Origin of the sequence: Solimicrobium silvestre (assembly GCF_002976435.1) — a bacterium.
GTDB classification, from domain to species: domain Bacteria; phylum Pseudomonadota; class Gammaproteobacteria; order Burkholderiales; family Burkholderiaceae_D; genus Solimicrobium; species Solimicrobium silvestre.
The window spans coordinates 359,501-383,854 of sequence record NZ_PUGF01000001.1 but is presented as its reverse complement, the minus strand read 5'-3'; the positions used below and the strand labels follow the sequence as shown (position 1 = coordinate 383,854).

The window sequence follows — 24,354 nt, the reverse complement described above, 5'->3', positions numbered from 1 at the left end:
GTGCAAAGGTTTTTATTTATTGAATTTTTTCAAAAATTTGATTTCATGGAAATGTGAAGCTAATCGCTGGTCAAAAATACAGTTTCAAACTTAATCATAACAATTCGATCCTCAGCTGCAATTGGCTTAACTCTATACGCTTATTTTTTATTGATTGTCGGCATTGAATCAAACGGATCATACCAAAGTTCGCGCCGCGACAACGGCGTTTCGGGAGGGAGTAGTGGATTGGGTATGTTTAATACAGTACGTTTAGCAAATGCAGCTTGTGTAATCTGATCGCTTTTAAATTGAAAAAATAGCTTAACTAAAGAACCGTCACGCAACATCATTTCCATCCCAGTTTCAATTCGTTTTGCAAATTGTTCGCCTTGTGGATTACGTCGTACGAAAAAATAGCGTGGTAAAGGATAATGTAGCACCAAGGTAGGTTCAATAGACATCGTTGGATGATTTTCGTGTTGCATACTATATTCACTAAACGCTTCATCTATGCTCCGTGAAAATACATCAAAGCGCGCATGCGTCAGCATCGAAAATAATCCATCGTAATTTGTTCCTTCAATCACCGTAAAGCCGGCAGAGGTTAGAATCCGGACATCTACCCAATCCTTGCCCTGGCCAAAACGAAATTTGCGTAAATCGTCCAAATTGCGTACAGAAGCGAAGCGTGGAAGATCTGCGCTACGAACTAAAAATACACGATAACTAAGAATGCCACGATCGACCGGAATGCGGATCGGAATGAATTGTTTTTCAAGTTCGATCGACGTTGCTCGAACAAAAATATTGATGGAGCCAGTTGGAATTTGCATTTCATAATCCACGCGCTTTTGTACCATTCCACGTTCACTCGCTTCCTGAATGGTGTAAGGCCCAAATGTTTCGAGGGTTTCGTCCATTGCAGCCCTCAGTACAGCCCAATCATATCGATAACGGGGGTCTGAAATTGATTCGGCGGCTGGATGAATAATGAGCGTCTCTGCACGTACAGTAAAGGCCGCAAGTGCCAGTAACGTCACCATCATGATGGTGAATCTGCTTCGCCCGCGTTGATTAATAATGCATTTATTAAAACCCATTCCATCACCTCGTGCAACTTATAGGTTTGTGAAAACGATGCATATCAAATTTCCCATCAGAACCTGATTTGTGAAGGTTTAGAATACGTTTCTTGGAACCACTGCCAATGATGTTAAGGCTACGCGCAAAATGCCAAGTTTGCGACTTGGTTGCGAATTCTTTAATCCTTAGAACTTCGTTGAAGTCAGCATCACACTTAATAAAATTTACTGCAAAAGTACTGGGCGCAATTTAAAATAATTCGAGGCCGGATGCCTGCAAATAAACAGGTTAATCAGTAGGGGTAAAATCGAATGGTTAAGTCAACAGCGACGTTGTGGGCAGAAGGAGCAAAATCGTTGATGTCGGAAAACAGCGACTTCTTTAACCAGGTAATTTGCGGCATGAAGTCAACGTGTCCGAACGACCCATTATAGAAGCGCCAGATGGCACCGACCTCTACATCGGCCACGGCTTTCACGCTGCCATTGCATACGCCATTGAGTATTGCACAACCAGAATTGAGGAAGTTCGGGTTACCCCATCCATAGTCGGTTCCCGACACACCGGCGCTATGCGAATGCTCGGTACCTGCGTAGGCAATCAAATCAAGTTCACGGCTGGGGTGAGCCAGCACACCAATCCAGCCTTGCATCTCCTTAACAACAGTTGGTTTTCCCGTGGCGTCGAAGGTAACGTCGGCAATCCCATTTCCGGCATAGCCACCAAGACTACCGTAACCGATGCCTCCAGTAATATCTAGTTTCCCAGGCCACAGCTTGATAAAGCTGTCAACTCCTCCTCCAAAGCCATGCGTGGTTCCCGTACCAGTGAGATTCGTGGTTCCGTTCATGTCACGGTAGCTGCGCACTATACCGAAAGTTTCATAAAAAGTGCTCGGATCAGGCTGCCACGTTGCCTTCATTAATACATCCGGCACTGTGCTCAGGCTGAGGTTTTGAGTCGCATTGTTATTGAATTGATTATTGGCCGCTGATGACAGTGTCGTTCCTGTATATACGGGACTGGCACCGGCAATATTACCTGCCCAGGAAACAATCTGACTATCAAGTGAAACAGCCAATGCCGTATTATAAAAAGTTTTGATCAAACGAAATTCCAATGGCCTGGGTGAGTTAACCCCAGCGGGGCCAATGTCATCGAGTTGGCCAACGTTAATAATTGGTAAGGACGGAAGCATCGTCCACGCTTTATCGGCGCTTGGCGAACCGTCACTTCGGACTTGGTTGCCATAAGGTGTTGTCAACGCATAGGTTTGACCTGCGACGAAGTGCCAGCCAGTTGCGGCATTATCAACTTCAACAAAGGCATGGCGCAAACGCGGCGCCCATCCATTGTTGTTCTGGGTGGTATTTGATCCAATCGACTGAAAATCCACTTCAAGGCGCCCGCTGAGTTTGACATCATCAACCTCTGCTGATTTCATATTTAGTGCGAAATATGAATTACGTGCATCCGCTCGTAACTCGTGGACACCATAAGCAATTGACTTCGGGAATGGCGTGCCGAAATTGGTACTGGATGCCGAAGCAAGTTCATTATGATCACGCCAGGTCATCGTGCCCTGTAACCAACCGCTAAATGACAAATTCGTGTGCCCGAGCGGTATTTGCCCATTCGCCAATTTGTCCGTAACGAGTGTTTCCTTTGTCAGTGCCTGTTGTGCAGTTTGCTTGGCAGTTTCGACTCCATCAGCGTTCTTGTGTACCAGCTCTTCGAGCTGCTTCAGTCGTGCTTTGATCTGTTCGATTTCCTGCAATAACTCGGCGTTTGTTCTTGAATCGTCTGCAGCAATGGCTTCTGGTATTGGCGCTAGCATAATTCCCAAGATTAAATAAAGCTTGCTCACCACTTTAAAAAAATGAGCGCTTGTCTGCTTTAACATAATGATCTCATCCACTGCAAAAAATGAACTAATTGGAACTGCGGAGCGGGCTATCAATGTTATTCACGGTAAAACCGAAAGTGATTTTTCTAAATTTATTATTTTTTAGAGTGAAACCCGCGAATTCTCGATATCTATTTATTGCCAATTATCGATCGGATCAATTGCAGTGCAATTATTGAAATTAGCTAATAGATAATTTTAATAATTAACATAGTAGACTTTCATCGTAGATCATGATTTTTAGCTGTACAAGAAAACTTAAAAAGATTAAAGATTGTCCAGCGCTAGTCTTGAACTTACTCCTGAAAAGGAGGCTCTTTGTGACAAACCGCCATTTCAGACTGAAATGGCGAGTGCCTGATGTAAGTTTCATCGTAGTCATTAATTAAAAATTACTATTTTGTAATTTTTAATTTAATGTCTCTTACCTGTGAATGGCCACAATGCGAAGTTCAGGTGCCAATAAGTATGTTTGGGTGTCGAGCGCTTCGTGGCACATAGCTGACTGTCGCAGCAATGATTCAATTTTTATAGCCACGATCAAAGTGCTCAATCTACAAAATAATTAATCGCAATTTGAATGGTTGATTTCGAGAACCCTAACTGACCGGTAAGGGCTGCGGACACTAGATTCAATCACTATCAACGTAACGTTGGCGGTTAACCACTAGCAAGCCGTCCTTGGAATTGCGAATAATATTCGCAATTCCAAACTGATTTTTCGTGAATTTGAATATCGATCAATTCTGCCAGGAAATGTAAAAATTAGTCGAAATCAGCACAGCTAATAGCACATAGCCTAACTGGAATAAATTCAATCTGAAACATCCCAAAATACCCTTATCCCCCTCACTCCACCGACAACTTTGTAGCGATCGATGATTGCTCAGGCTCTTTAGCTGGTTGTACTTGCCCGACCCAAATCAATGTGAATACGACCATGCCAACCGATAGCCAACCGTTGGTTCCGTAACCGGCGATTTGGCCGTTGGCGGTTGTTGCCAATAACATGCCGCCAATCCAGGCACCGCAACCGGTTCCGAGTGATTGAATAGCGCTGTTAATACTGAGGAATGCGCCGCGTTGTGCTGGTTTAGGAATGGTGGTTAATAGTGCTTGCATCGGTATCATGCGCGATGAAGCCAAGACCATAAACACGGCGAAAAACGCGACCAGGACCATAAATGGCAGCGTTGGTAAATGCGTGATAAACAGAATCGGCAACATAGAAAGCACGGCGGTTAAGCGGAACAAGTTATGTTTGCCGAAGCGGTCTGCCATGCGGCCAACGAAGCGCGAGGTGAAGAACGTTGCTGCGCCGCCAGCCATGTAAATCCAGGATAGCTGCTGCGGAGCGACATTGAGGTTGGCAACGATGACCGGTGAGATAAATGGAATGATGAGCATGTGTGAGGTCATCATAATGAACGTCAACATGTAAGCGCGTAGGTGACGTGGTTCGCGGATCAGGTTAATTAAATCAGGCAGGGTGCGTGACAGTGGGGCCGGTTTTTTTGCCAAATGCCCGGTCAGCGTAGGCACTAGCTTGGCACCAATCAGCCAGATAATCAGCGACAAAACTACGAGCAGGTAGAAGGGGGAAGACCAGCCGAATTTAGCGCCCAGTACAATCCCCGCCGGAACACCTGCCACAGCGGCTAGCGAAAATGAAGTCATGATGATACCCGTGGCCGCACCGCGCCGGTTTTGTGGAATAACATCGCCAAGAATCGCCATGATGATGGAAGACAGCACGCCGCCCGTTAAACCTGCGAAGGCGCGTGCGATTAACAGCATGGAAAACGTCGGCGCTGACGCACAGGCCAGATTGGATAGCGCGAACAGTGCGTACACGACGAGTAATAATTTGCGCCGGTCAAACCGATCGATATAGGTTGCTGCAAACAAGCTGGACAATCCCGAGCACCACGCGTAAGCAGACACGGCGGTGGCAAACGCCGCAGGGCCAATGGCGAACTTGTGCATGATCTGCGGTCCGAGCGGCATCATGACCATAAAGTCCATGATGATGGTGAATTGAGTTAAGGCCAGCAACCAGAGGAGACCGCGTTCGCGGCCGGGGGGTAATTGATACATTGTTATTCCCTTTGTTTTTTTTTAAATTATTCGCCTGAAATTTCTCGCGCTGCCTGCACCAGCACGGCGGCGATCCGACGTTGTTCAGTTGCTGGCGCGTCGCTACGTTGGAGCAAGGCACTCTTTAAAGCGCGTCTGGCTTCAACCAATTCCGGTAACCATCCGTTGTTTTCATCGGCAACTTCGGCACCAGCTTCACCTGAATAAGCGCGCCGGATTGAATCCATTTTGCGCGCAATATGGGTGATTCTAGCCAGCATCATATCCACGCGTTCCTGGTTCGCGGCTAAGTATTCTTTGCCCTCATCAGCCAGTGCGTAGCATTTACGATTGCCATCCAGCGTAACGGTGACATGCCCTAGTTCTTCCATATAAGTCAGCGCCGGATAGACCATTCCCGGGCTTGGTGTGTAAAAGCCATTGGAACGCGCTTCCAGCGCTTTGATCAGTTCATAGCCGTGCGCAGGCTTGTCTGCCAGTAGCGCTAGCAGTAGTAATTGCAAGTCTTGTGAACTGAATTTGCGACTGCGGTTGAAGCCGTCGCCCCCACCTTCGCCGCCAAAATCTCCGCCAAAACCATTGCGCCCGCCGCGTCCGCCTTCATGGCGTCCCATGGCATGTTGGGCTAAATGGTCTGAATGGCGGTCATGGCCGTGGTGACTAAAATGATGGCCGTGCTGTTCATGATGATGACGCATAAGTATCTCCAGATATGTTTTAAGATGTATCGTAAGATATATTTAAATTTTCTGCGTGTCAATAAAAATAAATAGAATAATGTTGCAGCTTGTTGAAAATGCAAATGATTGATATCCGTCGCCAATAGTTTGATAGCCGTAATGTGACGGCGCTGTCAGTTCGCTATTAGCTAACCTCATCTGCGAATAAACTTTTATAGACACAGAGAAATGTTACGATCCGGTACTAATGCGCTGTCTACTTCAGTATCAAACACATGGAACTACTATGAAAAATGGAATTTTTGCAATCTGCCTGTTGACATTGGCTCTGGCAGGATGCGGTGGCGGTGGCTCCTCTTCCTCGGGTGGGTCTACAACACCTACTTCACCTATCACTCCGCCGATAGTTCCACCCGTAACGCCGCCTATTACACCTCCGACTATTCCACCAATAACACCACCTGTGACACCGGTCGGTACTCCGTATTATGTCGCGCCGACCGGTTCCGACAGTAATCCGGGTACCTTGGCGCTTCCTTGGAAGACCTTGCAAAAAGCAGTGAGCACTGTCGGCCCGGGTTCGGTGATTAATGCGCGTGCCGGAACCTATACAGAACAGGTGATCTTTACCACTGCCAATTCGGGCAGTGCCAGTGGCGGGTATATCACCTTGCAAAATTATCCTGGCGAAAAGGCGATTATTGACGGTACTAGTATTGTGCTGTCAGCGAATAGCGCCAATATGGCACTGGTGAATTTGACGGACGTAAGTTATGTCCGGGTAATCGGTTTTGAGATTTGCAACTTGACGACCAATTCGGCAGCTATTGTTCCGGCTGGAATCTTCGTTTCGGGTAGCGGTAGCAATATCGAGTTACGCAACAATTACGTACACAATATTGTAACGACGGTGAATAGCGCATCAGGTAATGCGTTTGGGATTGGTATCTACGGTACTGAAGCGCCAGCCTCGATTAATGGCTTGATTCTTGATGGTAATGAGGTTGCATTTCTTAAGACCGGCTCCAGTGAATCCGTGTCGGTGAACGGCAATGTAGAAAATTTTCAGGTAACGAATAACGTGGTGCATGATAACGATAATATCGGGATTGATTTTATCGGCTTCGAAGGCACTTCCCCCAACCCCGCTTATGATCAGGCTCGTAATGGCGAGGTTAGCGGGAACGTGGTTTATAACATTTCGTCGTACGTTAATTCTGCGTATCCAAGCGGATCTTATGGCGCGGACGGTTTGTATGTCGATGGTGGAACCAATATTGTGATGGAGCGTAATATTGTGTATCAAACGGATATCGGCATTGAGGTTGCGAGTGAACATGCCGGGCATCTGGGAAGCTTTGTGACGTTGCGCAGTAACCTGATTTACAAAAACAATCTGACCGGTATTTCATTGGGTGGCACATCTGCAACCGCCAACGGTGGCACGGATTCCTGCGGTATTTTTAATAACACCCTGTATCAAAACGATACCACTGGATCCGGTACTGGTGAAATTGCATTGCAAAACCATTTAACTAATATCCAGTTCGCCAATAACGTGGTCATCAGTAGTACTCAGGGCATTTTTATCAGTGGCGTTTCCAGCGCCCTGCCAGCGATGAACGGTGATTTGTATTTTTCAGGTGGCGCTACGGGAACCTGGCAATGGAAGGGCGCGACTTACAACAGTCTGGCGGCCTTTACGACAGCTAGCGGTAACGAGAAGAATGGCCTTGCCGCTGACCCCGTATTAATTAGCCCGACCGCTGGTAATTTTAAATTAGGTGCCGGCTCACCCGCAATTAATGCTGGTATCGCTTTAACTGCGACGCAAGTTGGCAGCCTGGATTTAGCGGGAAACCCACGTGTGCAAAGCACCGGCATTGATATTGGCGCTTACGAGCACTAGTACTGGGTACCCGGTGATTAAATGCTAGTGAAGGATATGGCGAAATTCACCGCAGTTATATATGATCTCAAAAATGCAAATTTGAAACTGCTTATTGAGTCTATCGCAACAAGGGTACCGTTGTACTGATAGTTTTGCTATGCAGCATTCTTTTATTCTTATTCACTACGCGAGCATGATGAAAAAATTGTTAATAACGGCATTAACCTTGTTGATCGTAACCACATTGCCAGCGCACGCAGAAGAGCGTGAATGGGTATCTTATAAAAAATTGGTGGAAGCCACTTACCTCGACAAGTTCTACCGCGTCGAACAGAGTCAACGTGATCATCTCCGGCTGCTGATTCAGGTCATGCCTGAAAACAAGTTTATTACGCCGTCGACTATCGTGTTGACTGTGGCGCATTCCGGCGGCAAAGAGCGCTTGCCGATCAGTGCTGAAGGCTATATGGATATTGTGCCGAACGCTGAATGGATTAAGGAAGATGCAAAGATTTATACGAGTCTGCCAAAAACGGAAAAATCCGGTATAGCCGCTATATTCGCGTCGAAGACACCGGAAGCCCTCCAGTTGAATTATGCGGAACTGATGGCCAGCGTGCCGCAGTGGAATGCCTTGATCAAAGAACAGGCCGGTGTGCTGCGTTTTATGCTGCCTAAATTCAATGCCATTCTTTTGCACTTCCCTAAAGCAGCGCAACAAACCATTCAAGTGATCGCTAAGGACGGAACCAAAACTTACATGACGGACAGCAAGGGTGAACTCAAATTGAAATTAGACGAAGCGCTGCAGAAGGAAAATCCGAAAGTAATGTTGTCGGAAAAACCGAGCTGGGTTGAAGTAGACGAGATTTGATCGTGATCAGGAAACCCTTTATCCATCGCTATTAACGTTGAGTTTGATGAAAATTCTGGCCATTTCCGGCAGCCTTCGGGCCGCTTCTGTAAACTCTATGCTGCTGCGCGCTGTCGCTCGTTTAGCCCCCGCCGATATTCATGTCGTGCTGTATCAGGGGCTTGGTGATTTGCCGCTGTTTAATCCTGATATTGAGGCGAGTGATCCGGCACCTGTCGCTGACCTGCGCGCACAAATTCTATCTGCCGACGCGCTACTTATTGCCAGTCCTGAATATGCACATGGCATGACAGGTGTGATGAAAAATGCGCTGGACTGGATGGTCGGTAACGAGACGTTTGTTCATAAACCAGTGGCCTTGCTCAATGCAGCACCAAGAGCTGAGTATGCACAGGCAGCGTTAAGAGAAACGGTGAGCGTAATGTCTGCGCGTATCATCGAAGCAGCGTCGATCACCGTGCCTATTGCAGGCTCAAAATTCAGTGAAAATGATATAGTTTTTCATCCCGAAATTTCCAACTCATTGCAAGCCGCACTTGCTGCAATGCGGGCTGCGGTTGATTTGACATGAGATGAGCGCAAGTCAGCATACCCTAGCGTTTCGGAGCCTGGGTATTCTGCGTATCAAAATAATACGTCATGTGTTTGCGCGGACTTAAATAGGCATATACCGCGGGCGCGAGTACTGCTGGCCGCAGGCTGGCGCTAACTTCCAGTTCAGATTCTTTGTTGAGATCCAAAATAATGGCTTCATTTTTTGGCACGCTCGGGTCATAAATCAGCACGCAAGGGCGCAATGGTTTACCGGCGTTCACTGACACCACCATACCAAATGTACCATCCGATAATTTGACCACGGTGCCGGGCGGATAAACGCCCATGCAGCGGATGAAAATGTTCAGTGGAATGGGGTCAAACAATTTGCGTTGATGCGCAAACATATGTACCAGCGCTTCGTAAGGGGTGAGCGAATCCGCCGGGTTGGGGCGATTGCAATGATTGTCGTACGTATTAATGACGCAAACGATGCGTGCCAGCAGGGATATTTTGTCAGCAATTAGATGGCCGGGGTAGCCGCTGCCATCGGCATATTCATGGTGCTGCATAATTATATCGATCGCCCCTTTGGGTAGGCCGATTTTTTCAGCGATGGCCACACCGTAATTACAATGCAGTTGCAGCAGATTTTGCTCTGCTTTAGTCAATTCAAATTTATTGTGAACGATCCGATCCGGAATCTCAACTTTGCCCGTATCGTGAAACAGGCAACCCATGCCGAGTATCTTGATATCTGCTGGCGGTAATGCCATTTCTTTGGCGACCATCATGGCTAAAATTGAGACATTTAGCGAGTGATAATAAGCCTCTTCACCGGCAATTTTGTCATTCATCAAATGGATGGCAATATCTCTTTCTGCCAGCAGCGAGTCCAGCATTTGCTGAATGAGCTGATCCGCATCTTCATAGGCAGCTTCCGGCCGCGAAAATAAATTGCGCGAAATATTCTTAAGAGTATTTGCTGCCTTCAGGTATTCCTTCTCGCATCGGGCTATTGCTTCTCGTTCAGCCATCAGCCTTTCTACCCGTTCCTTCTTGGCTTGTATCATCGCTAATTCTTCGGCGCTGGGTTGTTCAACTACCGGTGCGGCAGCGGGCGCAACAACGGGAGGAGGTGGCAAAGGCCGAGCTTCACAACGCGCTGGTTCGATGCGTATAGTCTTCAAGCCTAATTTACGGATTGAGGCAATTTGTTCAGCGTTTTTTATTCTGAAGCTATTGCGCGCAAAGGAATGCTCCAGCCAGCCGATATCGAGATGCACGTACAGACCAACGCATAATTGGTCTACCGATATTGTCATTGTTTTCACTTCGCTATTCATATGCGCTTTTTTTGCACTCTTGATAGTTCAATATTAGCAGCGTGTGTCAGAAAGAGAAGGTGCGATGCGTAGATATACAAAACTAAGCTATTCCAGAACTGGGAGCTACTGAGCTTTTCAATTGTGTTTATGGATTCTTTTATGGGCTAAAAAGTGTCAATAAAGGTGACCTAAGGGGAGAGAATATATTCCTGTTTTTTTATTAAATAATTTAACGTATTTGATCCCTTCCCCTTCGATAGTATATTTTGCTAACCGTGTATTTTAAAGAGAGTAATTGATTAATTAAATGGCAATATACGGGTATGCTGAAATATAAGTTTAGAATTAAAAATGGGTAATTTCATTCGTCAAATACTCTGTTCTCCAGATGTGCGCTTTAATGATTGTTTTAGTGATTACTTATCGGCTGTAAACCATATTTTTTTAATATTGCTAACCAAACTGGATCACTGTTCATTTTCCGCATTACCAGATCAACATCATTCCTCTCCACTTCCATCCCTTGTTGAAACATGACATGACGTGTGTACTCGGAAAGACTTTGTTTTGAAAACCATAACTTGTCCGACAGGCTTGGATCCTCAACCATCATTAACCTGATGCTGGATTCAGGCATGGTGACCACGTCGAGATGTGAGGCCAGTAACATGTTGATTAGCGACTGAAGCCCGCTACTATTGCGTTCAACTTTGATCTTGCCAGCCGCAATATCTTTTGTCAGTTGTGGGAATGTATGGCCAAGCATGGCTCCGAAATGAACCCCGAACAGCGATGCTGGACCGTTAAACTCAAAGGGATGATTTTTGCGTGAAATGAGTTCTTGCCGATCTTTGAATAAAGGAGCTGTCCATAGATAGGGGCCATTGTCTACGCCGTTGTAAATAAACGATGGGATGAAAAGAACACAGGCTTTGTCTCCACGCCGCATCATCTTATCCACTTGCGTGCGCGGTAAAAACTGCAGGTGAATCTGGTATTTCTCGGACAATGCCATGTTCAAGTAGGCCGCAAAATCAGCGGCTAAACCCGCGTTGCTGACTGGATCGGTCAAATAGGGCGGGGATTCATAAAAACTCAATGCTTCAATCTTTTCTGCCGCAATTGTGTTGCCACAGGAAATCAAAAGTGCCCATATTGCAATGATAATTAGTCGGACTGGTTTTAAATTGTTGTTCATGCAATAGCAATCTGAATGATCATCGTTTGGTTACTTGCTTAAGCTGAATACGTTCACGTCTTGGTTATTAAAAAATAGAGCATTGTTGAACGGTATTCAAGCAGATCGCCAATTGGTTGTCGTGCCGGATGCTAAAAAAACAGTGGGATAGGAAAGTACAGCTGGTTTTTATTGAGTTTGAATCGTGACGTAATCCTTGCGGCTGATTTGTAAATAAATTGACATATATTTGCTTAAGCAAGCATAATTCAAATTAAAATCAATCAATAGGGTGTTGTGATTGCCATGTTTTATTTCATGGAAAATCTGTATGAAGCACCTGATCAAGTCGAATTAGCACTATCTAACCAGGAAATATGATGAGCAATACCGAATCCCCTAGCGCAGCGCTGGATTTCTGCCTGCGCCTGACCCGCGCCACCACCACGATTAACCGCCGTTTAGATAACGCGCTCGGCAATTTACACGGTTTAAGTTTTAGCGACTTTACGTTGCTGCTGAATTTGAGTCGGGCACCGGGTGAACGGATGCGTCGAGTTGATCTGGCTGAACGGCTGGGGCTTACCGTGTCGGGAATTACCCGTGCCTTAATCCCGCTTGAAAAAATTGGCCTGGTTACGCGTCAGTCTGATGAACGCGATGCACGGGTGGGTTATGCGGTGTTATCCAAAACCGGTAAAAAATTGCTGGCGCATGCGTTAATCAGCGCTGAAGCGATTAGCCAGGAAGCGGTGCAAACGGCCAGCCCCGAGCAACTGGATGCTTTTTCCTTGGTGCTGGGGCAGTTGGCCGGGATGAATTTGACCAACAGTTAAGCATGCTTTTATTAGTAAATTTGTCCCATCAGGGACAAATTTACCGTCTTAAAACAACACCCGTACTCCCACCGTTAAATTCCGCCCCATCAATGGTGCTGCATCCTTGATAAACGAGGTGTTGGAATACGCCAGCACATTCGTCAGGTTATTGGCTTTGGCATATAACGTGTAATGCTGCGCGTGAATTTTTCCACTGTAGGCCAATTCCAGATTCAGCATCGAATAACCGGGTGTGGGCGACTCAAAATTAGCAACCTTGTTTTGCTGTGCTACCCGAACCCATTCAAGCTGGCCAGACCACGGGCCACTACTTAGATCTGCCCTTGTACCAAATCGAGCGGATGGGATTCTGGGCAGATTACCATTACCATCTTGCGCCGACTGCAACTGAGCGCGCACAACATCGCCAAATAGGGTGACACCTAAATGCGGTGTGAATTGACGCCGCACCTGTCCTTCCATACCAACAAAACTGGCATCCTGTTGGGTGTACTGCAGCAGTTGCAAATCCTTGTATACATCCAACGTGCGTCCGTAAATATAATTATTGATCCGGTTATAAAACAGCGCTGCCGAAAACGTGGTCGGGCCTTCTGTTTTACGCAAGGTAATATCGATATTTTGCGAAGTCTCCGGTTTCAGATCGGCGTCGCCAAGCTCATATGTATTTGTAGCCAAATGCAGACCGTCAGCATACAGCTCTTCGGCCGTGGGTAAGCGCTGGGCTCGGGTCATTGTCATGCCCAGCGCATAGCCGGGAGTAAACGCCCAGTTCGCACCCAAAGATGCGGATGTGCCGTGATGGCTTCTGGTCATGGCAGGAACTTCCAACTCGGTGCGTTGCCATTCCTGACGTAAAGCGCCTTCAAAGCGCCAGTCATGCCAGCGATATTCTTCCAGCAAATACATGCCGTGTTTGGCGGTGATTGTCGGCGCCACATAAGCTTCTTCACCGACCGCGCTGAAGTCGCGCCGGGAGGTCTGAACCCCCAAAACTCCACGGAAATCGGCAAACGGTTTGTGCTCGATATCCATGCGTAAATCATGCGCCTGATTTTTAAACGTGGTGGCAACCAGATCACCTTCAATTTCCCGATGCTGATAATCGGTGAGCCCGCCACGTAAACTGATTTTGGCAATACCGGCCAATGGCTCCCGGTATTCGCCGCGCAAATCCCAGCGCTTGCTGGTGAGCTTAACAAACGGAGCAGCATGCTCATGTTCGTCCCCATGTTCGTGATCATGGTTGTGATCATGGTCGTGGTCATGGCCATGGCTATAACCATGTTCGTGCGCGCCGCAATGCAACTGCGTGCCATGTACATGACAACCCCCGTAACTATGGCTGTGGCCTGGCAAACCATAGTTGTTATTTTGCTGAGTATAGGCAACACCCAAATAACCCTGTGCTCCAATCCAGGACATACCAACGCTGCCGGTATCTGACTTGTTATAGCTGTCATTGACTTTGCTGCCTTGTGACCAATCGCTGCCGACCCGATAGTCGCCGGAATTGCGCTTAAGCCCTTCCACATGAAAAGCCATATTGCCGCTACCGGCGCTCAATTCAACTGCACCCGCCGTTTCATTGGCGGCGCTGTTGGCGCGCACATTAATCGTGCCTTCTATATTGTTATCTGGAATTTTAGTGGGAATTTTATTATCCAGCACATTCACCGCACCACCTGCCACGCCGCCGCCATATGCCAGTGCCGATGGGCCGCGAATGACTTCAATTTGCTGTGCCAGCAAAGGCTCCAGCGCTACCGCGTGATCAGGGCTAATCGTTGACGCATCCTGCACTTCGGAGCCGTCAGTCAGCACCTTGACCCGCGCACCATCCATGCCGCGGATCACCGGGCGGCTCGCTCCTACACCAAAATGGCTAGCCGTTATACCCAGCTCACTGCTCAAGGTTTCCCCTAGCGTTGCTTCGGAACGCAGCAGCAATTTCCGCCCTTTTAATACGCTGACCGGATTTGCCACATCATTGCGATCCGACGCGATGCCGGTGATGACGATAGTCGTTACGACGTCCGACTCTTCGGCAATCTCTTCCTCCCGTTCTTGTGCCAAATCCTGCATCAATTCCTGAGCCATTACCGGCGCTCCCGCCAAAGCCATCGCTACGGACCAGCTTAAAACGGTTAATCGATTCGGTGTAGCAGCTGGTAAGCGGATTACATCTTTTGAAACATCATTTAAAAAAATCATTTTACGCATCATTATTTCCCATCAAAAAACAGATAACAGAACACCTTCCAGCGAGAATTACCTTGCCAGAAAAATCATAGGAGATGCAATACCGTCACACCGACGGCATCGATTATTAATTTGCAGGATGGAAAACAGGCGGGCCGCAACCAGGCGGCAAAATGAAGGGGGAAATATAAAGAACCGCAATTACACGGGCAATGAGCGGTGCCGGATACAACAATATCGTCACAAGCTGCTGTAGCTTTACTTCCGGGGTGCTGTGACTGACTTTATGCACCACAGCATTGCAGACAGGACAGTCCTGCGTATCCAATACCGTTTGATGATGATGGTTTAGCGCAGCAGAAAGCAGCAAGGCAAACGCGAATGCCGTAACAACAGCCACCAGATTGCGCCAGCTCATCGACTTACGCGATAAGCTGGACTGCAAAATAACATTGGGGCTGAAGCGTGACATGAATAGTGGACAGTATTGAAAGTGGAACAGTACCTGACAGGAATACGCCACTCAAGTTCCAATACAGCGCCAAAAAATGTTGCGAATTATGCTAATTAGCTGCTAACAGATCACCAACGATTAACTGCAGCCCTCAACTCTTCGCGGAAGTTAGGATGTGCAATGGCAATTAATTCCTGAGCACGTTGTTTGGCCGATTTGCCGCGTAATTGCGCCACGCCAAATTCAGTCACGACATAATTCACATCGTTTTTGGAAGTTGAAATATGTGTACCGTTGGCAAGCGTTGGAACGATGCGGGAAATGGTATCGTTTTTAGCGGTGGAGGGCAGCACGATGAATGATTTACCGCCGCGTGAGCGATTCGCTGCGCGCACAAAGTCAGATTGTCCGCCGGTGCCGGAATACGGTACATTGCCTAAACTTTCCGATCCGCACTGGCCTAACAAATCAATTTGCAAGCTGGCATTAATCGTCATTAAGTTGTCGTTTAATCCGGCAATGTTGGGGTCATTGGTGTAGCTCACCGGATGCATTTCCAACATGGGGTTTTGATGCATAAAGCGGTATAGTTTTTGCGAACCCAATGCAAACGTGGCGAGCATTTTTCCGTTGTGGAAATTCTTTTTTCTGTTAGTAACCGCGCCGGATTCAATCAGCGACAAAATACCATCGCCGATCATTTCAGTGTGTATACCTAAATCCTTTTTTTCCGCGAGTTGAATCACCACCGCGTCGGGGATTGCACCATAGCCAATTTGCAGGGTTGCGCCGTCATTAATCATGTCGGCCACGTATTTCCCGATGGCGGCCTGTACTGAGCCAATGACGGGCAAGCCGACTTCTACAATAGGTTCGTGGCTTTCTACCAGCGCGCTAACTTGCGAAATATGTACATGACATTGGCCGTGCGTAAACGGTACGTTGGGATTCACTTCCAGCACAACAGCGCGCGCTTTGGCGACGGCTGCCATGGTGTAGTCGGTACCTAAACTGAGCGCAAAAAAACCGTGTTCATCCATCGGCGACGCCATTGAAAAAACCACGTCGGCAGGCGTTTGTCCGCTCGTGATCAAACCGGGGATTTCGCCGAAATAATTAGGAATAAAATCAATCCAGCCGGCCTGCCCGCCAGCACGTGAAGCCGGGCCGTAAAACAAGGCAACGTGCCGTACATGTTTTGTGGTTTCAGGATCAAGGTAGCCGTACTTACGCACCGCCAAAATTTGCACTACTTTGACGTCATGAAAACGCAGGCGCTGTTCTGATAGCGCGGTTAATAAAGTGGGTGGTTCGCCGACACCAGTAGGAACGATGATGGAATCACCGTCGCGCACATGCGTTAACGCATCGCTGGCATTGACTAGCTTGCTTTGATAAATAGTGGATACGGACGGAGTTTGCATGGTGGAAGTCTCCATTTAATTGTTAGCATAGACTCTGAATAAAATTTATTCATTATGGATGTTGCCATGCTGAGACTGGTTAAGTACAGCACTTTTTATAAGGGAGGGGAAAAACCAGTAGCGCGCATCCAGTGGGGTTTTTTTAGGTAATTGCGGGTTCTCCAATTGAATAATCCGTCGCTTATTCAAATTGGCACTACGGATTGCCGCACCGTTGTATTTCATGAAAATGCGATTAAAAGAACCGTCCGTTATCATGCGTTCCAAACCAAGTGAAATTCTATCGGCGAGCTTTTTATTGTTTTTGTTCACAAAAAAATAATAAGGCCAGGGATAATAAATCATCAGGTTTTTTTCAATTTCCAACTCCGGGAAACTGGCTTTGCGAAGCTCAAATTCGCTGAATATTTCAGTAATCCCGCGTGGAAATAAATAAAATCGATCATGCGCAGTCATCGAAAATAAGGCGTCATAGTTAGCTGTTTCTACCGGAATGACATTGGCCTGATATACGCTCACGTCGCCCCATCCTATTCCTTGCCCAATGCTGAATTTTCTCAGATCAGCCACTGTTTTAATAGTATCGATTGCAGCTTTATTTTTTGAATTAATCAGCGCTATGCGTAAGCCTAGTAATCCTTTGCGCAATGGAACGCGGATAGGAATAAATTGGGTTTCCATTGCTTCGGAGGTTGGGCTCCAGACTACGTTGACCAGTTCATTGTTCTGTAATTCCGTCAACGCTCTCGCCTCATTCATTTTTAGTTTAGATGGTGTGAGCGTGTATTCTCCGTACTCAGGAATGGTTTTTTCTAACGACATGGTCAGTAGCTCGATCAGGTCTCTGTGCCTGCTATCGATGTTGGATACTGACGATGGATAAATTACCTCGGTTTGGCTGCATGCCATTTCACAAATGAAGAAGGCTAGCAGCGGCAACAGGCGCCCTATTTTTAGCATCGGATTAAACATGAGTCAGAAGGACGTTGTCGGTTGTCTGATCAGGTAAGTTTGAATCTTTACTACCAGTAAAATGGGGAGTTGCGCTGGGAAAAAGTAACTGGGTTAAAGCGATTTTTAATTCATTGTCACGTAGCGGCTTATGCAGGACCGGCAGCCCGGTTGCCTTGAGCTGCACTATGCGCGTTGGTGATGTGTCCGCGGTAATGAGCATGGCAGGAATATCGGCATTAAATTCTTCACAAATTATGGCGACAGCATTGGCACCATTTTCTTTACTGCGCAGTCGATAATCACAAATCATTGCGTTCGGTAACTGGGCTTCTTGCATCAGCAATTTAATGGCAGAATTAATTCCTTCAGCGATAATAACGTGGCAACCCCATTGCTCCAGAAGTCCACGGGTCGCTTCTAAAATAGCCGCGTCGTCATCGATGACAAGTACAGTACAGCCATCAAAATTGGTATTGCCATTGAAAGGGCGCGCCGGGGGATGTTCGATGCCGGTATTTTGCGCCAGATTGAATGTCACCGAAAACATGGAGCCCATGCCTTCCGAGGAAGAAAGTTTCAGCGGTGCGGATAATAATTTGCTTAATTGATCGACGATTGATAAGCCAAGACCTAGCCCCGGTTGACCAATGTCTGGAAACCCGGCTTTATAAAATTCGCCAAATATTTTTTCTTGCTGATCGCTGGCGATACCGATACCTGTGTCGTAGACGGCGAGCTCAAGCGTGTTGCCCGGCCTTCTGCGGCAGCCAACCAGAATTTTCCCCGATGCTGTATAGCGAATCGAGTTGCTGACCAGATTGCGCAAAATTCGCTCTACCATTAACGGGTCGCTACGTATCCAGGCCGAGTTCGGAACCACGTCCAGACGCAATCCTTTGGCATTGGCTTCCAGAGTGCATTCATGTCGAATGCGGTTGAGAACCGTCATGATGGGGAAGTCGGAAATCTGCGGTTCAATTAAGCCGGCGTCAAATTTTGCTACATCGAGTAGTGACACAAACATTTCATCTATTGACTCGGTACATCTTAAAACGTTAGCCAAAGGCCGTTGCGCTTGTAGCGGTAAATCCAGGTTTTTTAGTGTACCGAGAAACAAATGCAAGGCATGAATCGGTTGCCGCAGGTCGTGGCTGGCGGCTGCCAAAAAACGTGATTTGGCCCTATTTGCCACCTCGGCAGCTTCCTTTTGCGCACTCAAGCGCGCCAGTAAAACGGTTTGCTGCTCCGCAATTGCGCGTTCTTGGCGAAAGCGATTGATGGCATCAACTAGCGTATCGAGCTCATCCCGACGCCGATTGTTACGATGTAATGAAATGGTGGACGCTGAACCAACTTCTAGTGTATTGGCGGTTTCAATTTCATGCGCTAATGACTTGAGATGGCGCGTTAATAGCTGATGCACAATAATGAACAGGATCGCTGCCAACACACCGACCTTGGTTAATTCGGACGCAATTACTGCCAATACGTTGTTAGCCATCACGGCGCGTAATTCTGCATACGATTCGGTAATACGTAACGAGCCGATTTTTTTTGAATCGTCGGGCGCCATCAAATCGATAGCCCAAATTTTGTCCGCTTGTTCCGCACTCCCTGTATTTTCAAGCCGGGAAAATGTAGCAACGACCTTATCACCATCGAACACTTCCGCCCGAATGATGGAGCCGGATAAAGCCAGCCCTTTCAGCGACGCTTTTAACGCCGCATTATCAAATTCCCACAAGTCATGCGCAATGACCGACGCATTATCGTTGACGTCCTTGTGTGCGTCCATATCGGCTGAGTTAAACATCCGGTTACGTTCGTGCAAGACAGTCAATGCTGACACGAGAGAGAACATGATGAGGGCAACCGAGATGACTGAGAAAAGTATCTTTTGATTGAGGCTGGAATAGCGCAAAAGCGGCATTGAACGTGGATTTCGCAGAGTTGGATTCTCTAGAAATAACATACAAATATGACGTAAATATGAAATAAAAAAGAAAGCCTACCTATACGTCAGTACAGATTTCAGCACGGTTTCAATGCGCTAATATTGCGCCGCATCTAGTTTCTTATGGGCAAATTTAACCATAAGAGCGGGTGAATTATTTAATCAAATTGCAGAAAGTTGACCGTTCCGTATGACTCATTACACGCTGATTGTAGAAGACCATCCGCTTTATCGTGAAGGGTTGGGCGATACCTTGAGCCTGGTGTTGACCGACACGGTGGTGCTGAAAGCGTGCAGCGCTGAGGAGGGTTTGTTAATGACAGATCATCTTCACGATGTTCGTCTGATCTGTATTGATCTGGGTTTGCCGAAGATTCAGGGGATTGATGCGGTATCCATTTTCAGAACCAAGTTCCCCAGAGCGGTGCTGATTGTTATTTCCGGCAATGAGCAAACTGAATTACAGCAACTGGCGATTGAGCGTGGTGCCAACACGTTTATTCCCAAATCTGCTTCGCCGAATGAAATAGCGGTGTTAGTGCATCGCGCCATGGCAGGTGAATGGTTAACCCCCAACTTTGATCTGGCAGTTTCAAGAACGGTTAGCCCTGGTCAGCTAAAGCCCTTTTTGACCATACGTCAAAGTGAAGTGCTGGAGTTACTGGCGATGGGGATGAGTAACAAGCAGATTGCGCGGCAGCTTGAGGTTGCCGAGGTCACCGTGAAATTACATGTCACTGGAATTTTCCGCGCATTTGGTGCCAATTGCCGTTCTCAGGCACTGCTGGTGGCACGTAAATCCGGTCTATTGCCAGATTCATAGAATCTTTAGTCGTAAATTTAAGAAATTAATTTAACAAGGATATTTAAGTGAAACCAATCGATATGCAACGAATTCAGCCGGTAAGTTTTAAGTTGACGCCTCTGGCGAAAAGTATTTTATTATTGTGTAGCGCGCTTTGTGCGAATACGGCTTTAGTGCAACCAGCTTGGGCGGCAGCGGATGAAACTCCACTGGTTGCAGAGGCAAGCCCAGCTGATGCTGGCGACACAAAACCAGTTTCTGCGATTGAAGAGATCACGATTCTAGGTCAGCGTGCAACTGCCTATAACGCGATTAAAGCGCAAAAAGAAGCACCGAATTTGATCAATGTACTGACCTCCGATGAAATCCGTAAATTACCGGATGTAAACGTCGCTGAAGCCGTGGCTCGCCTGCCGGGTATTTCATTAGAAACCGATACCGGCGAAGGACGCTTCATTAATATTCGCGGTCTGGATTCTGATTTAAACAGCACCACATTTGCCGGCCTGCGTTTGCCGCCGTCGAACCCGGCTTCACCGCAAAACGGAGGCCGCGCGGTAGCACTTGATGCGATTCCGAACGGGCTGGTTGGCTCGATCACAGTCACTAAAAGTAACTTACCAGAACAAGATGCTGAAGCACTAGGCGGAACGATTGAAATTACGCCAAAAACGGCACCAGCCGATGGCAAGCCATTTTTTGATGGGCATATCGGTTCTGGCTACGAAGGATTACGCGGTACGGCGATCACGGATGTGTCTGCCACCGTCGGTGGCCGCTTTGGCGGTTCTGGAGAACACACCAACGGCATTTCCAGTTACTCGGACCATCCATTTTCTGCCGTATTTACGGCGGCTTACTATCACGATAAGCGCGGCATTGACGACGTTGAACAGTCTTACATTGACGACGGCGTACATCCATCGAACTCATTAGCAGATATTGATATGCGTCGCTATCAGTACGACCGTCAACGGCACGGTGTTGGCCTGGATTTAGGTGCTCAACCAGACGCAAATAGTACTTATTATATTCGTGCATTTGATGCTGGCTATACAGAAGCCAAGCAAAATAATCACCTGCAAATCACCATGGATGGCAATCCGGTTACCGCACCTGGCGGTGGATTTACCGACGGTGTAAGCGCGAATGGCTTTGATAAATTTTTGACCGATGAAAAAGAGAAAATCGACAATCAGGTTTTCATGGTTGGCGGTCAAAATAAATTTGGTGGCAACGTGCTGGATTATCGCCTGGGTTATACCAAGGGTTCCTATAATCAGTTCTATGACTATAAAGCTGACTTTAATTACACGCCGTCTGCTGGAAGCATTACTTACAATAATACCGGGGCAGGTAATACCTCGCTATTTAATGTCAGCGGTGCCAATTACCTCAATCCGGGTAACTACACGTTGGGCAGTTTTAAAAATCAAACGGAAGATATTACCGACCATGAATGGTCGTTTGCCAGCAATTTAAAAATGCCGGTAAGCTGGGGTTCATTTGATGATGAAAATATTAAATTTGGTCTGGACGCACGGGTAAGAACCCGTAACGCAGAAGAGCAGCCATATAGCTATAAAGGTATCCCAAATCTGCCTTTAACTAGCGTGGCAACGGGCGGCGATACAACTTTTTATAATGGTATATATCAAATCGGGCCGCTGATACCAGCCGGTGAGTTGAATACGCAATTGGCAAGCTATCAAATCATTAAAGCTAGTGACATGTTGAACGCACAACTGGCTTACCAGCACGACACAGAAAATGTTAATTCCTTGTATTGGCAATATCAGATGACAGCGGGCAAGCTTGGCGTTATTGCCGGTGTGCGTGTTGAAAATACCAATGCACAATATGATGCAATTTCTCAAGGTGTGGATGCGGGTGGCAATAACGTTGTGGAGCCGAGCAGCATGGCACGCCACTACACTAATGCTTTCCCAAGTGCCCAAGCACGGTACGAGCTTGATCCGGCCACTTTATTGCGCGCTTCATTTTCATCCACCATTGCACGGCCGGGCTTTAATCAAATTAACCCATCGGTACAGGTAAGCTCGGCGGACAATACCGTTAGCGTAGGTAACCCAAACCTGAAGCCGACCACGGCTAATTCATTTGATTTGTCGTACGAAAAATATCTTCCGCATTCAGGAATTTTTTCGGTCGGACTATTTGATAAAGAAATCAAAAACTACATCGTGGCAACAACCTATAACCAGATGTTCCAAAACAGTGGTTTGTATGCAGGTTTGGCTGGCGAAGCATCGGTAACTTCTTTTACGAATACCAATTCTGGTTATGCACGTGGTTTGGAATTTAACTATCAACAGAAGTTTAAAGAATTGCCTGATTTTTGGAGTGGTTTTGGCGTGAACTTGAATTATACGTTTGTTGATTCTGGTACCGATATCCATCCTGGATTCACATCCATGCTGCCATCAACCTCACGTAACAATGCCAATGCGATGTTGTTCTATGAGCGTGATGGTCTGGATCTGCGTTTAGGCGTTAATTATGTATCAGCTGATTTGTGGGCAATCGGTGGTAACGCAACGACACCGGATACGTTCTCTGATGCGCGTTTACAAGTTGATTTCGGCGGGTCTTATGTCATTAATGAAAAAATATCGCTCTATTTTTCAGCAAAAAATATCAGCAATACGCCGCTTAAGTTTTATGAAGGTTCACCTGATCGCCCTATTCAGCGTGAATTTTATGGGCCAACCTTTTTGGCTGGCTTGAACTTTAGTTATTAAAAATTAAGCGTTGTTGGTGAAATCTATTTTGGCGGAATGGAAAAATTGTTCCGTCAAAATAGAGTGCAATCCAAGCTCAACAGACTTGGATCTACAACTACTTGCCAGGAATGAGTTTTATGAGATTTAAATCCAAATTCAGCAGCGTTGCCTTATTTACTTTATTAGTTACGTTCATTATTCCTAGTTACGCTCAAGAGGCTGAGCTAACACTGGAACGTGCGGTTCTTGTGATGCGTCATGGTGTGCGTCCACCTACCAAATCCGCTAAAGCGATGGCAGCCTGGTCGGATTCTTCCTGGCCGGATGATGCCGCCTGGGGTGCTGCACCAGGTGAATTAACTCCGCATGGTGCAGAGTCGATTCGTAAGCTTGGTGTCGATTTACGTCATTTTTATGCCAGTGCTGGCTTGTTGCCTGAACAAGGCTCCATTTCCGAAAAAACGTTACTCTGGGCTGATGGAGCTGATCAACGCACGCGTGCAACAGCGCATTTTTTAGCTCAAGGTCTAACCACCGATCAAACCAATGCACCTGCTGTTGCATGGTCAGCAAACGCTACTGATCCGCTATTTGATGCATTGAGTGCCGGAGTGTGCAAGCTTGACCCGATTGCGGCGCAAAAAGCTGTGTTGGAAAATGGCCCCATTGATACGCCAAAAACAAATGCTGCCCTAGCGAATTTGCAGAAAGTGATGGCACCGCTGGCATGTAATAAAGGGCCAGGCATGTGTCTGGCTGAACCAAGCAAACTCAGCACCAGTGCAACCGAAGTTAAACTGCTTGGGCCATTAGCTACTGGCGCAACCGTCGCTGAAATACTTTTATTGGAATATGAAAACGGGCTGCCACTATCGCAAGTCGGCTGGGGAAGAGTTAGTCGCGATGATATTGCTAGCTTGCTGTTAATTCATGAGCATGCATCGAACTTAACTCGCCGTACTCCGTATATCGCATTGCGTCGCGCTGATTCCTTAGTACGCTTTATTCTGGCGGCGTTATCTGAAAACAGCGTCAGTTCTACTATTCCAAAGATAGCGGAACAGAACCGGCTTATTGTGTTGGCAGGGCATGATACTAATTTGTCCAATCTTGCTGGCGTGTTTAATTTGAACTGGCATTTACCTGATCAGCCCGATGTCACCGCGCCTGGCACCGCGATTGCGTTTGAACGCTGGCGTGATAATAAAACCGGCCAGGCTCTGTTGCGCATGCGTTTGTTTTATCAGGGTATGGAGCAAGTGCGTGAATTGCAGGGCGAACCGCTGCGGCAAATTCCGTTGATGCCAGCTGCTTGTCAGGCTAAGGGGAAACACTGCGAACTTGCCGATGTAGTGCAGGAAGTGATGAAAACATTGCCTACCGATTGCCAACGTAAATAATGATAGATGCTCAGGTTGATGCAATA

18 protein-coding genes are annotated in these 24,354 nt (G+C 47.0%); 7 read left to right on the top strand and 11 right to left on the bottom strand.

Translation table 11 applies throughout. The annotated features are described in order from the left end of the window. Positions 1 to 140 precede the first annotated feature (140 nt). The 4 genes from S2091_RS01630 to S2091_RS01615 all read right to left on the bottom strand — a co-directional run bounded on the left by S2091_RS01630 (position 141) and on the right by S2091_RS01615 (position 5,766). Positions 141 to 1,082 (bottom strand): hypothetical protein, encoded by a 942-nt coding sequence (locus tag S2091_RS01630; RefSeq protein WP_243405271.1) that lies wholly within the window; start codon positions 1,080 to 1,082, stop codon positions 141 to 143. A gap of 275 nt (positions 1,083 to 1,357) precedes the next feature. After that, a complete protein-coding gene (locus tag S2091_RS01625; RefSeq protein ID WP_105530021.1) occupies positions 1,358 to 2,968 on the bottom strand; it encodes a hypothetical protein in 1,611 nt (536 codons plus the stop codon). 852 nt (positions 2,969 to 3,820) lie between these two features. Further along, positions 3,821 to 5,068 (bottom strand): MFS transporter, encoded by a 1,248-nt coding sequence (locus tag S2091_RS01620; protein WP_105530020.1) that lies wholly within the window; start codon positions 5,066 to 5,068, stop codon positions 3,821 to 3,823. Positions 5,069 to 5,094: 26 nt separating this feature from the next. After that, positions 5,095 to 5,766, bottom strand: a complete 672-nt coding sequence (locus S2091_RS01615; RefSeq protein ID WP_105530019.1) for a PadR family transcriptional regulator — start codon at positions 5,764 to 5,766, stop codon at positions 5,095 to 5,097. Positions 5,767 to 6,034: 268 nt separating this feature from the next. Between S2091_RS01615 and S2091_RS24210 the strand changes: the two genes are divergently transcribed. The 3 genes from S2091_RS24210 (at position 6,035) to S2091_RS01600 (ending at position 9,084) form a co-directional block, all read left to right on the top strand. After that, positions 6,035 to 7,657, top strand: coding sequence for a choice-of-anchor Q domain-containing protein (locus tag S2091_RS24210; protein WP_105530018.1), 1,623 nt, complete (start codon positions 6,035 to 6,037; stop codon positions 7,655 to 7,657). A gap of 175 nt (positions 7,658 to 7,832) precedes the next feature. Beyond that, positions 7,833 to 8,513: a DUF2987 domain-containing protein gene (locus tag S2091_RS01605; RefSeq protein ID WP_165794880.1), complete on the top strand. Its 681-nt coding sequence runs from the start codon at positions 7,833 to 7,835 to the stop codon at positions 8,511 to 8,513. Between the two features lie 46 nt (positions 8,514 to 8,559). Further along, complete coding sequence (locus S2091_RS01600; protein ID WP_105530016.1) at positions 8,560 to 9,084, top strand: NADPH-dependent FMN reductase; 525 nt, start codon at positions 8,560 to 8,562, stop codon at positions 9,082 to 9,084. 22 nt (positions 9,085 to 9,106) lie between these two features. Here S2091_RS01600 and S2091_RS01595 read toward each other — a convergent pair whose 3' ends face one another. Together S2091_RS01595 and S2091_RS01590 are read right to left on the bottom strand one after the other, a co-directional pair. Continuing rightward, complete coding sequence (locus S2091_RS01595) at positions 9,107 to 10,372, bottom strand: HD-GYP domain-containing protein (protein ID WP_165794879.1); 1,266 nt, start codon at positions 10,370 to 10,372, stop codon at positions 9,107 to 9,109. A 412-nt stretch (positions 10,373 to 10,784) separates the two neighbouring features. After that, positions 10,785 to 11,573, bottom strand: coding sequence for a type 2 periplasmic-binding domain-containing protein (locus tag S2091_RS01590; RefSeq protein ID WP_105530014.1), 789 nt, complete (start codon positions 11,571 to 11,573; stop codon positions 10,785 to 10,787). Between the two features lie 359 nt (positions 11,574 to 11,932). Here S2091_RS01590 and S2091_RS01585 point away from each other — a divergent pair, with 359 nt between their 5' ends. Then, positions 11,933 to 12,388: a MarR family winged helix-turn-helix transcriptional regulator gene (locus S2091_RS01585; RefSeq protein ID WP_105530013.1), complete on the top strand. Its 456-nt coding sequence runs from the start codon at positions 11,933 to 11,935 to the stop codon at positions 12,386 to 12,388. A gap of 48 nt (positions 12,389 to 12,436) precedes the next feature. On the opposite strand, the gene S2091_RS01580 is transcribed toward S2091_RS01585, so the two are convergent. The 5 genes from S2091_RS01580 to S2091_RS01560 all read right to left on the bottom strand — a co-directional run bounded on the left by S2091_RS01580 (position 12,437) and on the right by S2091_RS01560 (position 19,286). Then, positions 12,437 to 14,617 carry a TonB-dependent receptor domain-containing protein gene (locus tag S2091_RS01580; protein ID WP_243405270.1) on the bottom strand — a complete coding sequence of 727 codons (2,181 nt, stop codon included), beginning with the start codon at positions 14,615 to 14,617 and terminating at the stop codon, positions 12,437 to 12,439. 103 nt (positions 14,618 to 14,720) lie between these two features. Beyond that, the gene (locus S2091_RS01575; RefSeq protein ID WP_105530012.1) at positions 14,721 to 15,065 is read right to left on the bottom strand and encodes a hypothetical protein; all 345 of its coding nucleotides are present in this window, start codon (positions 15,063 to 15,065) and stop codon (positions 14,721 to 14,723) included. Between the two features lie 110 nt (positions 15,066 to 15,175). Beyond that, the gene (locus tag S2091_RS01570) at positions 15,176 to 16,471 is read right to left on the bottom strand and encodes an acetyl-CoA hydrolase/transferase family protein (protein ID WP_105530011.1); all 1,296 of its coding nucleotides are present in this window, start codon (positions 16,469 to 16,471) and stop codon (positions 15,176 to 15,178) included. 45 nt (positions 16,472 to 16,516) lie between these two features. After that, positions 16,517 to 17,431, bottom strand: coding sequence for a type 2 periplasmic-binding domain-containing protein (locus tag S2091_RS01565; RefSeq protein ID WP_207769580.1), 915 nt, complete (start codon positions 17,429 to 17,431; stop codon positions 16,517 to 16,519). A 4-nt stretch (positions 17,432 to 17,435) separates the two neighbouring features. Further along, a complete protein-coding gene (locus tag S2091_RS01560; protein ID WP_165794878.1) occupies positions 17,436 to 19,286 on the bottom strand; it encodes an ATP-binding response regulator in 1,851 nt (616 codons plus the stop codon). Between the two features lie 283 nt (positions 19,287 to 19,569). Here S2091_RS01560 and S2091_RS01555 point away from each other — a divergent pair, with 283 nt between their 5' ends. The 3 genes from S2091_RS01555 (at position 19,570) to S2091_RS01545 (ending at position 24,328) form a co-directional block, all read left to right on the top strand. Continuing rightward, the gene (locus S2091_RS01555) at positions 19,570 to 20,202 is read left to right on the top strand and encodes a response regulator (RefSeq protein ID WP_105530009.1); all 633 of its coding nucleotides are present in this window, start codon (positions 19,570 to 19,572) and stop codon (positions 20,200 to 20,202) included. Between the two features lie 47 nt (positions 20,203 to 20,249). Continuing rightward, complete coding sequence (locus tag S2091_RS01550) at positions 20,250 to 22,946, top strand: TonB-dependent receptor (protein WP_105530008.1); 2,697 nt, start codon at positions 20,250 to 20,252, stop codon at positions 22,944 to 22,946. 119 nt (positions 22,947 to 23,065) lie between these two features. Beyond that, positions 23,066 to 24,328, top strand: coding sequence for a histidine-type phosphatase (locus tag S2091_RS01545; RefSeq protein WP_165794877.1), 1,263 nt, complete (start codon positions 23,066 to 23,068; stop codon positions 24,326 to 24,328). The last annotated feature ends 26 nt before the right edge of the window (positions 24,329 to 24,354 follow it).

What these genes read in the sequence shown, in the direction of transcription:
- S2091_RS01630 (WP_243405271.1), bottom strand. Translation starts at nt 1,082, where the DNA reads ATGGGTTTTAATAAATGCATTATTAATCAACGCGGGCGAAGCAGATTC.
- S2091_RS01625 (WP_105530021.1), bottom strand. Translation starts at nt 2,968, where the DNA reads ATGTTAAAGCAGACAAGCGCTCATTTTTTTAAAGTGGTGAGCAAGCTT.
- S2091_RS01620 (WP_105530020.1), bottom strand. Translation starts at nt 5,068, where the DNA reads ATGTATCAATTACCCCCCGGCCGCGAACGCGGTCTCCTCTGGTTGCTG.
- S2091_RS01615 (WP_105530019.1), bottom strand. Translation starts at nt 5,766, where the DNA reads ATGCGTCATCATCATGAACAGCACGGCCATCATTTTAGTCACCACGGC.
- S2091_RS24210 (WP_105530018.1), top strand. Translation starts at nt 6,035, where the DNA reads ATGAAAAATGGAATTTTTGCAATCTGCCTGTTGACATTGGCTCTGGCA.
- S2091_RS01605 (WP_165794880.1), top strand. Translation starts at nt 7,833, where the DNA reads ATGATGAAAAAATTGTTAATAACGGCATTAACCTTGTTGATCGTAACC.
- S2091_RS01600 (WP_105530016.1), top strand. Translation starts at nt 8,560, where the DNA reads ATGAAAATTCTGGCCATTTCCGGCAGCCTTCGGGCCGCTTCTGTAAAC.
- S2091_RS01595 (WP_165794879.1), bottom strand. Translation starts at nt 10,372, where the DNA reads ATGACAATATCGGTAGACCAATTATGCGTTGGTCTGTACGTGCATCTC.
- S2091_RS01590 (WP_105530014.1), bottom strand. Translation starts at nt 11,573, where the DNA reads ATGAACAACAATTTAAAACCAGTCCGACTAATTATCATTGCAATATGG.
- S2091_RS01585 (WP_105530013.1), top strand. Translation starts at nt 11,933, where the DNA reads ATGAGCAATACCGAATCCCCTAGCGCAGCGCTGGATTTCTGCCTGCGC.
- S2091_RS01580 (WP_243405270.1), bottom strand. Translation starts at nt 14,617, where the DNA reads ATGATGCGTAAAATGATTTTTTTAAATGATGTTTCAAAAGATGTAATC.
- S2091_RS01575 (WP_105530012.1), bottom strand. Translation starts at nt 15,065, where the DNA reads ATGTCACGCTTCAGCCCCAATGTTATTTTGCAGTCCAGCTTATCGCGT.
- S2091_RS01570 (WP_105530011.1), bottom strand. Translation starts at nt 16,471, where the DNA reads ATGCAAACTCCGTCCGTATCCACTATTTATCAAAGCAAGCTAGTCAAT.
- S2091_RS01565 (WP_207769580.1), bottom strand. Translation starts at nt 17,431, where the DNA reads ATGCTAAAAATAGGGCGCCTGTTGCCGCTGCTAGCCTTCTTCATTTGT.
- S2091_RS01560 (WP_165794878.1), bottom strand. Translation starts at nt 19,286, where the DNA reads ATGTTCTCTCTCGTGTCAGCATTGACTGTCTTGCACGAACGTAACCGG.
- S2091_RS01555 (WP_105530009.1), top strand. Translation starts at nt 19,570, where the DNA reads ATGACTCATTACACGCTGATTGTAGAAGACCATCCGCTTTATCGTGAA.
- S2091_RS01545 (WP_165794877.1), top strand. Translation starts at nt 23,066, where the DNA reads ATGAGATTTAAATCCAAATTCAGCAGCGTTGCCTTATTTACTTTATTA.